The 13,426-nt window shown below is 33.1% G+C and carries 8 protein-coding genes and 2 pseudogenes; 5 read left to right on the forward strand and 5 right to left on the reverse strand.

Features of this window, described 5'->3' with window-relative positions; genetic code table 11:
* Positions 1–551: 551 nt before the first annotated feature.
* Together ETSB_RS09930 and ETSB_RS10635 are read right to left on the reverse strand one after the other, a co-directional pair.
* Positions 552–698 carry a hypothetical protein gene (locus ETSB_RS09930; protein WP_171816406.1) on the reverse strand — a complete coding sequence of 49 codons (147 nt, stop codon included), beginning with the start codon at positions 696–698 and terminating at the stop codon, positions 552–554.
* Positions 685–1,338, reverse strand: a pseudogene (locus ETSB_RS10635) (chorismate-binding protein). The gene ETSB_RS09930 and the pseudogene ETSB_RS10635 overlap by 14 nt, the downstream one beginning before the upstream one ends.
* Before the next feature lie 415 nt (positions 1,339–1,753).
* On the opposite strand from ETSB_RS10635, the gene ETSB_RS04805 reads away from it, so the two are divergent.
* The 5 genes and pseudogenes from ETSB_RS04805 to ETSB_RS04825 all read left to right on the forward strand — a co-directional run bounded on the left by ETSB_RS04805 (position 1,754) and on the right by ETSB_RS04825 (position 5,910).
* Positions 1,754–2,542, forward strand: coding sequence for a PspA/IM30 family protein (locus ETSB_RS04805; RefSeq protein WP_232509865.1), 789 nt, complete (start codon positions 1,754–1,756; stop codon positions 2,540–2,542).
* A 276-nt stretch (positions 2,543–2,818) separates the two neighbouring features.
* Positions 2,819–3,586 carry a PspA/IM30 family protein gene (locus ETSB_RS04810; protein WP_044106634.1) on the forward strand — a complete coding sequence of 256 codons (768 nt, stop codon included), beginning with the start codon at positions 2,819–2,821 and terminating at the stop codon, positions 3,584–3,586.
* A 152-nt stretch (positions 3,587–3,738) separates the two neighbouring features.
* Positions 3,739–4,068 (forward strand): thioredoxin family protein, encoded by a 330-nt coding sequence (locus ETSB_RS04815; RefSeq protein WP_044106636.1) that lies wholly within the window; start codon positions 3,739–3,741, stop codon positions 4,066–4,068.
* 94 nt (positions 4,069–4,162) lie between these two features.
* Positions 4,163–5,300, forward strand: a pseudogene (locus ETSB_RS04820) (LL-diaminopimelate aminotransferase).
* Between the two features lie 271 nt (positions 5,301–5,571).
* A complete protein-coding gene (locus ETSB_RS04825) occupies positions 5,572–5,910 on the forward strand; it encodes a P-II family nitrogen regulator (RefSeq protein ID WP_044106638.1) in 339 nt (112 codons plus the stop codon).
* Between the two features lie 62 nt (positions 5,911–5,972).
* Here the strand turns inward: ETSB_RS04825 and ETSB_RS04830 are convergent, their stop codons facing one another.
* From ETSB_RS04830 to ETSB_RS04840, 3 genes are all read right to left on the reverse strand, one after another.
* Positions 5,973–6,515 (reverse strand): LabA-like NYN domain-containing protein, encoded by a 543-nt coding sequence (locus ETSB_RS04830; RefSeq protein WP_044106641.1) that lies wholly within the window; start codon positions 6,513–6,515, stop codon positions 5,973–5,975.
* A gap of 3,061 nt (positions 6,516–9,576) precedes the next feature.
* A complete protein-coding gene (gene ftsH / locus ETSB_RS04835) occupies positions 9,577–11,472 on the reverse strand; it encodes an ATP-dependent zinc metalloprotease FtsH (protein WP_044106643.1) in 1,896 nt (631 codons plus the stop codon).
* A 201-nt stretch (positions 11,473–11,673) separates the two neighbouring features.
* The gene (locus tag ETSB_RS04840; RefSeq protein ID WP_044106644.1) at positions 11,674–13,410 is read right to left on the reverse strand and encodes a DUF3685 domain-containing protein; all 1,737 of its coding nucleotides are present in this window, start codon (positions 13,408–13,410) and stop codon (positions 11,674–11,676) included.
* Between the last annotated feature and the right edge of the window lie 16 nt (positions 13,411–13,426).

Below are 13,426 nucleotides of genomic sequence, written 5' to 3' on the forward strand. Positions count from 1 at the left end.
CTTCTAAACGTACCGTCGTAATATTACCCTTCAAAGAAATCATAATTTTCATCACTCTTGGCTATACATAGGAGCCATCTTTATTATTTTAAATATTCTAACTGTATTTAGATGTAGATTAAGCTGCAGTATGGCAACTTTTTTGAAAGTTTATACAAATATCGTATTTGATGCTCTTAAGATTACTTGTCGTTTTATTTTACTTAACTTGTGGAGATTAATCTTAACCCATCATAAAAAACTTAATTCAAGTAAAGTAGATAGCTCTAAATAAACCTAAAAATTACTATTACGAGGGTAATTACCAGAAAATATTGACTTTATTTTCTGGACAAGCTAACTCTACTGTTTACAATTAAACCTATACTATTATTGTCTGTTTTTTAGGAAAGAGAACTTAGGATAGAACCACTATTATCATTGCTCATTATCTTTCAAAGACTTGTTGCATTAACTCTATTAATATAGTGTGATATAGGAAAATAATTGAAAAATCAACCCATGGATAGTTAAAAAAAAATGATTTATAAAAAATTATTGTTCACAATATATTAAACTTGCCCTTTAACTTTAACAGCCGCTTTAACTAATGGGGTGTCAACAATGTGATAGAGATTAAGATTGATCTTTCCATGGACTGAGAGTAAAATAGCCCTAATTAGGGACTGTACCTTGAGGAGCATTTCATAAAATTCCATCTGAGGCGCCGATAATCGTTTCAATTGGGGCTATTAGGATTGTACGTATGACAATGTTTAAGTCTGCTGTGCCATTTAGTCCTAAAAAACTAATTGCCCCTGAGTAAATACCTCTTGCTTCTCCTTCAAGTTTATTAATATCAAGTTTATTAATAATTTCCATGATTCTTATTTTAGGAACACCGGTCATTGAGCCACTAGGAAAAGCCACGCTTATACAATCAATAGTTCTGAGAGCTTGACGAAGGTAGCTGCAAACAGTATTGACTAATTGATGTACGTATAATGGCATAAGTTTCGACATCCATTAATTTCGGGACATGACAGGCTACCTATTTCACCTACTGGTCCTAGATCATTTCGTAGCAAATCCACAATCATTAAGTTTGCAGCATGATTTTTTTCCATTTTTGAAACTTTCTTGTATTTCCTTATCTTCTTGAATATTTACTCTCTTTGCTTTTGTTTCTTTATTTGGCTTAGATTCAACTTTATTATTACGCTCAATTTTGAGTAAATGCTCTGGAGATAAACTAAGAATGACGAAATCTTTAACCCCAAAAAATGCTGAGTAAGGTGCTGAATTAATTTTACGTAATTTTCGATAAAGTGTTGTAGGAGCAAGTTTACTATCAGTCATAAAAACTCTAAAGTTAAGATATCTTCCTATTTTTATTAGCTATTTTATATTTTATAAATATTATTTGCATATAAAAAATTTGATATAATTTACGTATAAATAATAAAACTAAGCTGTTTTAACACTTATCTTTAATAAAGATAAGTGTTAAAAATCTAAATGTATTTTCACTCAAAAAATAAATATTAGATTTATTAATACGATGATTATTCGCATTTATTATAGAAATATCACTGCGGCAAATAATTATATTTCAGCAGCGATATTTCTATAATATTAAATATTTTTAACTGCTACTTATCTTTTGTTTTTTAAAATCAATGTAGTTTGTGAGATAAAAATTATAATTTTGGTGAATAACAATAGACCATAACTCTTTCTAGAGAAAGAGCAGCAGGAAAATAAATTCCATTGTTTGATTATTTCATCACTCAGAGAGTACAAGAATGCTCTATCTCCTCCCAACATCTCCGTTTCTCCTCCTCAAGCCGAACTCAAGTTAATATGGATAGGTGGACCGAGGAAATTGAGGATAGTTATGGAATGGTTAGAAAGAATTAGTCGAGTCTTACGATCACAGATTAATAGCTTAATCAAAGAAGAAGAGGATCCCGAAAAAGTTTTAGAGACAGCGATTGCCCAAATAGAACAGGAATTAATCGCCATGCGACGAGCATTAGCAGAAACAATCGCTATCAACAAAAGTGCACAACGCCAGTTAGTTCAATACCAAAAGACGGCAGAAAAATGGTATGAACGGGCAACAATAGCTATTGAAAAAGGAAATGAACTCCTAGCCAGGGAAGCACTCATTGACCGCCAAAATTACCAAATCCAAGCTCAAAGAATAGAAAATCAACTAGAACAACAGAATCAGGTAGTTGAGAAGGTTAAGCAAGATTTACGAACCCTAGAACGGAAATACGCCGAAGCTAAAGCAAAAAAAAGCCTTAATGTAGCCAGACTGCGATCAGCGATAGCTTCCCAAAGACTACAAGGAATTGTTGGCAATCTAAACTCAGGCAGTTCTAGTAGTATTTTTGAGCATATAGAATCGAGAATTATAGACCTCGAAGCCGAGTCACAAATAACCCAAAGTCTGAGTACTGATCCCTTAGAAAAGCAATTCATGTCCTTAGAAATGGATAAAATAATCGATACAGAAATTGTCAACCTCAAAGCCAAAAAATTGACCTCACGCTAGTATAAACAATCATCAGTAGTATCTTTCTCAGAAATAGATGGAATTAATGCTAAGCTCGATCAATTCTGAGACGTAATTCTTGAGAAACAGAGATAAATTTTGTTCAGGAGTATTTCAAAGTTGTTTTTTTTCTCCGACTTCTTCACTCTCCCTCCGTGACCATTCATATGCCAAACTAGAAATGGACAAGCCATACTCAGTGGACTAAGAAAGCAATCTTAACTTGAAAATTTTACTTACCTTACCTAGTACACGCACCGGAGGATGAACAGCATCATGGGATTATTTGATCGCCTAAGCCGAGTTGTTCGAGCTAACTTAAACGATCTCGTCAGCAAAGCAGAAGACCCCGAAAAAGTCTTAGAACAAACCATTAATGATATCGGAGAAGACTTGATACAAGTGCGTCAAGCAGTTGCACGTGCTATTGCTGAACAAAAGCGTACTGAGCAACGATATAATCAGGATATATCAGAAGCCAACAAATGGGAACAACGGGCCAAACTTGCCCTGTCTAAAGGGGATGAGAGTCTAGCTAGGGAAGCCCTAGTTCGTAAAAAAACTCATACTGATACTTCCGTGACTCTTAAACAACAGCTGGAACAACAAAATGGTCAAGTAAATATCCTCAAACGTAATTTAGTAGCTTTAGAAAGTAAAATTTCTGAAGCCAAGACTAAGAAAAATATGCTGATCGCTCGGTCTAAAGCAGCTAAAGCTAACGTAGAAATTCAACAAACTTTGAGTGACGTTAATACTAGTGGTTCGATGGCAGCTTTTGAGCGCATGGAATCCAAAGTATTGGAGATGGAAGCTCGTTCCCAAGCCATTGGGGAGTTGGGCGATACTGGTCTTGAAGAACAATTTGCTAGATTAGAGTCTGGAAGTGGTGTAGATGAAGAATTAGCCATGCTCAAAGCTCAAATCAGTGGGATTTCTGAACCACAAAAATTGCCTGAAGCATCTAATACCCAATCGTATCGAAAAGATTTGGCGGTGGATGCAGAATTAGAAGACTTACGGAAAAAATTAGATAATCTTTAAAGGAGAAATCAAAATACGTAACAAAAAATTTCATTGCAATTTTTAGGGACGTATATTATTACGTCCCCCCAACTGCAAGCAAAATAACTTGCTAACCTGTAGCCTAGATAACTGGTAACTCAATTACTTAGATGTCCAATTAAAAAACAATTATGAGTAGTGTCCTCGAAATTACTGATACCAAATTTAAAGAAGAAGTTTTTTTTGCTAAGCAACCTGTTCTAATTTATTTTTGGGCTTCTTGGTGTGGTCCATGTCAATTAGTTTCTCCTTCTATTAGTGAGATCGCCAAAAGTTACAGGAATCGTCTAAAAGTGGTTAAATTAGAAGTTGATACTAATCCTAAAGCAACTGCTGAGTGTCGAGTTAAAGGAGTTCCAGCTTTGAGACTCTATAAAGACAAAGAACTTTTGGCTGCCCATGAAGGGGCTATTACCAAACAAAAACTTATTGAGGACATTTTAGATCCTCATTTAAGTTAAATAGTAAGCAGTTAATAATGAATAGTTAATGATTAATAACTGTTTACTAGGCTATTTAAACAGGTCATTAAATAACTCTAAATTTGTAAATACTATGCGCTTTGCCAGCCGTCTCAAAGCTCTGTCAAGGAATGTCTTTGCCGATATAGATCAGGCGAAAGCCGAGGCCATATCGGCAGGTAAAACTGTCATAGATTTATCCTTAGGCTCGTCTGATTGGCCAGCTCCAGATGCAGCGATTGCTGCCATCGAAAAATCTTTGCGCGACCCCACGACCCACGGCTACCTGTTACACCCAGCATGGAACACTTACTTTTCGGAAAGCTGTGGCTAAATGGTGCACTCACCGTTTCGACGTTGAGATTGATCCTCAGACCGAAGTATTACCTTCGATCGGTTCTCAGGAAGGAACAGGTCATTTGCCTTTAACTATCCTCAACCCTCAGTCAATAGCCTTATTGCCCGATACTGGCTATTCTTCTTAGGTAGGTAGGGGGTGTTTATTTAGCAGGGGAAGGGGATAAATTTATATAATGCCCCTGTTAGCCGAAAATTAATTCTCACCTATTTTAGCAAATATTCCTACTTATGTTCTGGCTAAAGCTTGTTTGATAGTGTTGAATTATCCTCATGATACCAGGATAGCTATGGCTTTTTCGTCCTTTTTTCAGGAAACAGTTAAATTTTGTCAGCAATATAATTTAGTTTTAGTTCATGATTTTCCTTACGCTGATATTGTTTTTAATGAAATAAAATTACCGTCTTCTATTTTCTAAGCAGATCCTAATAAATATAGTTCAATTGAGTTTTTCACCTTTTCTAAGTCATCCAATATGGATGGATTTTGAATTGGGTTTGCTATTAAAAATGCTGAAATTGTTACAGCACTAAGAAAGATTAAAGCAATTATTGACTTTAATCAATACCGAGGAATTTAAAAGGGATAAATTGCCGCTCTAGAAGACTCTCAAGAAACCGTCAAACAAACCGTTGCTGAATTACAAAAACGCCGCGATGTTTTGATTAAAGTACTAAATAATATTAATTGGTTAGTTGAATATCCTCAAGCAACTATATATCTTTAGTATTAAGAACGGGAGTTGCAGTTTCTCCTAGAGTAGGCGTTGGAAAACGGGGAGAGGGTTATATTATATTTAATAATAGTTCATAATCCTGATGTGTTAGAAATAGCAGTTAAGCAAATTGCTGAATTATCAGGAAAGACTCTTTGATATTTATCTGACGATATCTATGAAATACTACAAATTTAAGTAAGATCTAGGTCATCCAATCTTATCTTTGAAAAAGATACATTCAGTTACTTTTGCTCAAAAGTATTCATAAGGAATATCTTTGAGCAACTTACTACTACTTTGAACCTTTTTTACAAAACTTCAGAGACAGTAGTTTTTAGAAAAATTTTCAAATTCTAGATAATATAAACCTAAGAACTGGCATTATAACTAGAAGCGAAGAGATATCTTTTCATAAGGAGTAATTAATTTGAAAAAAGTAGAAGCGATCATTCGTCCTTTTAAATTAGATGACGTTAAAATTGCTCTCGTCAATGCAGGCGTTGTTGGAATGACGGTTTCAGAGGTGCGGGGATTTGGACGACAAAAAGGTCAAACGGAACGGTATCGTGGGTCAGAATACACGGTGGAGTTTCTCCAAAAACTTAAGATAGAAATTGTCGTCGAAGATCCTCAGGTAGATATGGTGATCAAAAAATTGGTCGCCGCAGCGCGCACCGGGGAAATTGGAGATGGGAAAATCTTTGTTTCTCCCGTGGATCAAGTTATCCGTATTCGTACCGGAGAAAGTAATCTTGAAGCAATCTAACTAAAATAGGGGATTACGGACCATCAGTCCTTCCCCACCAGACAATGTGATGTCAGCATTTTTTAACTTTGAAAATCGAGTTTTTCAATATCTTGGCGAATATCATTAAGATCAATATAGCGATCAGTAGCATTTCTCAATTCCCTAGCAATCATGCCCTCCGTGGAAACAACTGTAATATGGGTACTCTTAGAACGTAATAGTTCAATTGCTCGTTCAAAATCTCCATCACCACTAAAAAGAATTACTCGATTATATTGATCTACTGTATTAAACATATCAACTACAATTTCAATATCAAGATTAGCTTTTTGTGAATAACGACCTGATATATCGTCATAATATTCTTTAAGAATTTTAGTTCTTACTGTATATCCTAAACTTATTAAAGCGTCTCGAAATCCTCTTTGATCTTGAGAATCTTTTAAGCCAGTGTACCAAAAAGCATTCACTAAACTAACGATAGGATCTTTAGTAAAATATTCTAGCACTCTCTTAGGATCAAAAAACCAGCTGTTTTTTTGTTGAGCATAAAACATATTATTACCATCAATAAATATAGAAATGCGCTCTTTATGAAAAATACAAATATTCGTAGCATTCATGAAATTAAAACCTAAGATTATTTAGGAATAAAATTTAATTGTTTAGCTTAATAGTTTAGTTAAGCAATTTTACTTAATTAAAATCTTACCTTAAAAGTTTATTCCTTTGTTGTGATGGATATCTCCAATAGAAAGGAGAAGTCTTTAAGATACAAGTAAAAGAGAAAAATACTTCTAAAGAAGTATTTTTAGCTAAGTCTAATTCTTTAACTATTGAGAGAACTTCAAATACATAATTGTCCAGAATTCTTCTTGAGCTACTAAATAAAAACACCAATAGCTTCATCATACTGGACATAATTTTACAGTAGTGATACATACTAAAGCTAAGGAGAGTAAATCAACATAAGCAGTTACTTCTTAACAAGAATAAACTATAATTTCCTCTGTTTGTTGATAATTTTACAGAAAGGTTTGTTCAACAGTTAAAGATAATAAATAATCATAATAATCGGTAACTTGTTTTCATGGTTAATTAACTGTCCCTCAATATTGCTAGCAAGAGAATTAATCAGTTTGTGTTCCTTTTAATATCGATTATTATTCTGTTAATTCATAAAACTAACTATTATTAAAGAAGGGTAGCCAGCAAAGGCAAACTGTAGTTCTTTATAAGCAATCACTATATTTTTTCAGTCAAAGTATCAATTTATCCTATTCCTATTATTTAAATATAAATTTCTATACTGCTCAAAATATAGCTTCCCCATGAGTAGTGACATGGAATAATAAATCTCAGTCTATATTAAAGTAATAAGCTCCTCGGATGTGACTAACTTGATAAACTAGGTTTCCCTAATCAAATTCCTTCAATCGATAATAACAAGTTTTAGGATTAGTCAATTGGCTGACAAGCTATTCACCAGTCAAAATAGAAGAAAAAATAAATATTTATATTTTTAATAATCATTTAAGTCAAGTTTAATTCGGATTAATCAGAATACTTTTTTTATTTAAAATTAATAACCTACTATCATACTCATCAATCTCATGGTAACTTAAATGAGCTAAGATTTTTTTGTTATTCTGGACTAACTAAGATAGAATAATAACCAATAAGAGCTGTATTTTTTATTTTGTAAGACTTATAAAGTTTCCAAATTTTTTTATTCTCAAATTAATTATTCTAATTTTTAAAATACAATCAAAATAATATTTTGAAACCCTATTGATACTAATTAATTAATCAGACCAAGCTAAAAAAGCCAGAATAGCTCTTCCCGATTGGTGTAGTAAAATTATAAAAATGATATCAATTTAAATCTAGATTTTTTATAGTAAATTAATACATCAAATGCTTTTTTAAATGTTTTTCTAGTATAAAATATTGTTATTAATTTCTAAGATATCCCGATTTTAATAATTAAATTCTAATTTAATAGATATGCTATCTAATACATTACTTAATCTCATTACTCAGGTAATTAATATCGACGGTGTAAAAATGGCTAGTTATTATTTTGTAAGTCAAAATTTTATCTTTATATAGCTCCAAAAAATCACTTGTATAGAGTCAGAAATATTTTTAGTATTTCTCTCAGTAAATTTCTATTGATTGATATGTACTCAATGCCATAAAATTTTGAGGGAAGGATTAGATTTTTTTAAAAATAGAAATCTTTATACATATGAAACTAACTTTAAAAATCACTCAATAATTTTTAGAAACTAACGGCAAAAACGCCACTCGAAGAAAATGACTCCGTCAGAGATTGACAGTTTATTAAAAGAGAACTCAAAGAATAAAAAAGTTAGGAACCTATAAAATCACTTATCTTAGAAAAGTAAAAAAATTACGCGGCAATTTTAGTAAATATAGACAGTTAAAAATAGACAGCTTTTTATAAAAAAATAAAGAGGTAATAGTAAACTATTTATACAGTCTGAGTTCATAGGTATTGAGCCAAATAGAATGGATTAATACAGTATTTTTATACTAACCAGGTCATATAAAATCATCGATATTAATGTCTTGAGAGCATAATTTAAAAATTGTTTAAGTTTATAGTAGTTTGCTTGTTATTAAAATTATTGCTCAATCAAACTATGTTAGAGTTTAGTAGATTTTTATCATCCTAAGTTCGGTAGAGTTGTATAGATTTATAGATTTCCTATAAAAGGGTTATCAAAGAAATACTTTGTCATGCCCAAATAGTAGTGTGCAGAGTAAAAAAAGATATGTATAAACACTTAAAGATAAAAGAAAAATAGATAAAAAACTAGCTGACATAATCCATAGTAAATATCTCTTACTCCAACATAAAGAAAGCCAAGATAGAGGAAATTTTAAAAATGTTATTAGTTTTATAAAATATGTAGAACAAAAAATAGGAGATAAGAAAAATTTTTAAATCTCAAACAATAAGTGATGAAGCTCTCAATAAATTTATAAAATGGACATAAACTGCTTATAAATATTTTCCGAATAGTTGTCATCTAATATATAGATAGATAAACGGAATTGTAACTTATTTTTATACTCCGATCACCAAAGATTAGTATAAGCTTGTCTTTTAATTAATTAGAAAATTAAATTAATTAAAAGACAAGCTTATAGCTTAACTAACTTTTACAATTTTAGAAGGATAGTTTTATCAAACTGAAACTTTTTATCCTGACTTATTAAACTCAATCTAATAGCTAATTAATTCTTTAATCTAATTCTATTAGACTAAAAAATATTTCAAAAATATAATCCATACTAGTTAATTAAAATAAAACTCAAATTGATTAGTTAATCGAACAGAGAGATATTTTTTTACTTTATATTTTGGCTCTATTGAGCGACATTAATAATGCTTGCAAACCTATATTTTTCATAAAAGTAATATCTGTCAAATCAATAACAATTATTATTGTTTATATTTAAATTAAAAAAATAATTATTTTACGGAAACTATCGATTTAGGTACTAGATAAAATATCGGAAGGTTTAAAAACTTTAAATTCATAAGTCATAGTTAGCTTACTAACTTATTAATATCTTAGTATCGAAAAGGTAATTTTCATAGAGTTTCAAAAGCTTACAAACAGAGATATAAAATTCTATAATCATACAGACTTACAACCATTTAGCTGGAAGTCCTAAGGGCTGCTGGAAAGAAATCTCAAATTTTTCTAATAATTGGCGGAATTGCTCTCCTTCAATAGTCTCTTGGTCAATTAGAATATCTACTAAGTGATCAATGGCAGTACGATTCTCTTGAATTATCTTTTGAGCTTTATCATGGCAATGATCTACGATATGTCGTACTTGGTGGTCAATTTTACCAGCAATATCCTGAGAATAATCAGATTCATTGTGATCATCATTTTCCAAAGCAACTAATCCTAACTCAGACATTCCGAAGCGAGTTACCATTTGTCGGGCCAAGTCAGTCACTTTTTCAATATCGTTCCCAGCCCCAGTTGTGACTTCATCCTCACCGAAAATTATTTCTTCAGCAGATCTACCCCCCAATAAACCGACAATTCTAGCCAACAATTGATTTCTGGTAATTAGTCTAGATTCTTCATCTGGAGTAAACCAAGTTAAACCTTTGACTTGGCCTCTGGGAATTAAAGTAACTTTTTCTACGAGATCATGTCCACTACATAAAGTTCCTACAATTGCATGACCCACTTCATGATAGGCAATTAACCGTTTACTCTTACTATCGACTAAAGGAGTTCCTTCCATTCCAGCCACGACCCGATCAATAGCATCGTTAATTTCTGTCATGGTAATGGCTTCTTTGCGTCGCCGTGCTGTGAAAATTGCCGCTTCGTTGAGGACATTGGCCAAATCTGCCCCCGTAAACCCTGGGGTCCTTCGGGCGATCACTTCTAAGGATACTTTTTCATCAACTTTTTTATCCCTGGCGTGAACTTCTAAAATGCCTTGACGACCTTTAAAATCAGGATAATCTACTATTAACTGTCGGTCAAAACGTCCAGGGCGTAACAATGCTTTATCGAGGACATGAGAACGGTTAGTAGCTGCAATCACAATAATTCCCTGATTACCCTCAAAGCCATCCATTTCTGTTAATAATTGGTTAAGAGTTTGTTCTCTTTCATCATTTCCTCCTCCATAACCTACTCCTCGTTGACGACCTACCGCATCAATTTCGTCAATAAAAATAAGACAAGGGGCGTTTTCTTGAGCTTTTTTAAATAAATCTCGTACCCGTGAAGCCCCGACACCAACAAACATCTCTACAAATTCTGAGCCTGATATACTGAAGAAAGGAACAGCTGCTTCTCCTGCAATAGCTTTAGCGAGTAAAGTTTTGCCAGTTCCGGGGGGGCCAACTAACAGCACCCCTTTAGGTATTTTTGCGCCTATTGCAGTAAATTTTTCAGGTTGTTTGAGAAAAGTCACTACTTCTTGTAATTCTTCTTTAGCTTCGTCAATACCAGCCACTGCGTCAAAGGTAATTCCTGTTTTAGCTTCCATCTGGAAACGGGCGCGGGATTTTCCAAAGTTCATAGCTTGACCAGACATACCGGCTGAACGTCGTAGAATTACTAGAAAAATTGTAAATAATAAAAAAAGAACGATTAAATTGGTAACTAATCCGATTGCAGCTGAGTTATCGGCGGATGGACGAATTGCAAATGGCACTTCGTTATCTCGGAGTTTAGCAATCAATTCAGTATTAAGATGATTTTTAAATATGGGAATTTCTTGATGTTGCCCTTTTTTGTCTGGATCTTTAAAGGTAACTTTAGCTTTTTGTTGTTTGGGATCAATTTCCACGTTGGCCACTTGATCCGATTCAATTTTCTCAATTAATTCGGTGTAGCTGCCTTGATCAGTTTTAGTGTCTGTTTTCGTTTGTCCCCAGGCGGGTGTGGCTATTAGTAATGATTGAATGAGCATCAAACTAGTAACAAACTGATCCCATCCTCTTAAGGAGATTTTATGTTTCTTTGATTGCTTAGCCTTGGGGGCTACTGTATTTTTCTTTATCATAGTTTGTCGAGTTAGATTTTGCTCTGAGGTCAACTTAAGAATAGTTGTCCATAACTAAGTTCAGCCAAGAAGTTGTTTTATTTTTATTATGAACGATGATGTCAAATAATTGACAAGAGACAACAGTTAAGGTAGTGGACTTGTTAACAGTAAAATGCCAGCTGTTATCCTCCCTAATTCTCTCCTTCTTCCCCCTTAGGTTTAAGAGTCTCGTCGTTCCCGATTTTTTCCGTAGCGAGTTTCTTGTAGACTATTGCTAATTCCTTGAATGATTCCACGAACAATTAGTCCTAATCCTCTGCCAACAACTTGAGTGAGTAGATAAACTAATCCATGACCAATTAATCTAACCATAGAGCGCAATACGGGAGCAAAGGCATCACGAGATTCTAGAATAATGGTAACTGCCCAACGAATTCCTTTAAGCTGTTTAAGTTCATGTTGTCGTGAGGCATAAATAAAGGTGGCTTCAATTCCTTTTTTACTCCAGAATAATAGTCGGTATTTACTTTCAAAAATATTGCGCGGTTCTTCCCAAAATTGCTCTTGACGATAAACCCAAGACAAGTTATTACGAAATTTAGCAATTTCTCTAGAAGAACCCATTTTGTCTAAAAATAATTTACGGCTTATTACTTCGATATCTGAGAAATTATTTAAAATCAAAAACACAATTCCATTGGCTGTCTGAATCATAAAGTTTTCAAGTAAAATCTCAGCTCGATGGCAAACTTCAGTACTTTTAGTAGAATATAAAAGACCCTCAATTATTACTTTTTGATCAAAAAGTAAATATTTTAGCAATTCATCAAAATAATAGATTTTTCTGAGAAATTCTTTTTGAACTAAACTGATATTATGATCTATAATATTTTGAATATCATCTAAGGTTATTGTAGATCGCAATACACAATACTTACCTAAAAAATTAACCGCTGATTCGTGCCAAATTTTTTGGGCAATCATGGCAGTATTCTTCGGTAATTCTGAAGCATCTACTGTAATGAATTTCAAGTCTTCTAAGCTTCTCCCTAATTGATGAATAACAATGGTCATTAACTCTTCTTTTTTATCAGTTCGGAGAATATCTATTTCTAGAGAAATTGATGTTAAATTGTCATAGTTGAGCGCTAATTTTTTAAGCGTATTCTTGAAAATTGCTAGGCTATTGAGTGATTTTACCCCTAGGATGTTTGTTGAGGAGTCAGCTGAGAATACAGGAGGATCGTTCTGATTTTGAGAACCTGTTGAGGAAAGCTTTAATTGTGAAATTGGTACAGCCGTAGTAACATCGATGGGAATGAATCTATTAACTAACCATTTGGTAGCTAATAATTCTCGCCTTTTCCCTTTCAAAAATTCTTTATTAATCCACGATAATTGGTTTTGGGTAAGCTGTAGATTAATTTGTTTAATGGTTTTATTAATTTGTTTAATGGTTTTATTAATTTGTTTTAATCCTAATTGTTTACCCTGTAAAAGCCATGTCTGAGGAGATTTAGGTTGTTCCAGAGTTACATTAGACGAGAAAACAGCTAGGGTCGGCCAAACTGTCTGACCTTGAGCTATTTTTTGCAGTTGTTCGATCAAACGTTCTATCGTTATCCCTTTTGGACAATAACCTTCAACACCAGCTTGTTTAGCCGTTTGTAGTGACAATGGATCGGTTAAATGACTTAACAAGCATATTTTAAGAGTGCGATAGGTTTGTTTAATTTCTTGAAGAAACCTCCACCCCTCTGAGACGTTATTGGGGGTATCAGGATCTAAGATGATTAGATCTATTGAGTGTTCTACTAAGGTCTCTCGAATAGGTTTAGAGAAATCTGTTTGAACGACAACACGAAAATCCGAATAGTTGCCTAAGACATTAGAGAGTCCTAAGCGAAAAATAGCATCATTATCAATTAGTAGTAGATTAATCGGGCGATCGCTCACGATTCTTAGGAAGAAA

It is taken from the genome of cyanobacterium endosymbiont of Epithemia turgida isolate EtSB Lake Yunoko (genome assembly GCF_000829235.1).
Classification (GTDB): Bacteria; Cyanobacteriota; Cyanobacteriia; order Cyanobacteriales; family Microcystaceae; genus Rippkaea.

Excerpts from the sequence above, each read along its gene's own strand:
- ETSB_RS09930 (WP_171816406.1), bottom strand. The coding sequence starts at position 698 with ATGGAATTTTATGAAATGCTCCTCAAGGTACAGTCCCTAATTAGGGCT.
- ETSB_RS04810 (WP_044106634.1), top strand. The coding sequence starts at position 2,819 with ATGGGATTATTTGATCGCCTAAGCCGAGTTGTTCGAGCTAACTTAAAC.
- ETSB_RS04815 (WP_044106636.1), top strand. The coding sequence starts at position 3,739 with ATGAGTAGTGTCCTCGAAATTACTGATACCAAATTTAAAGAAGAAGTT.
- ETSB_RS04830 (WP_044106641.1), bottom strand. The coding sequence starts at position 6,515 with ATGAATGCTACGAATATTTGTATTTTTCATAAAGAGCGCATTTCTATA.
- ftsH (WP_044106643.1), bottom strand. The coding sequence starts at position 11,472 with ATGATAAAGAAAAATACAGTAGCCCCCAAGGCTAAGCAATCAAAGAAA.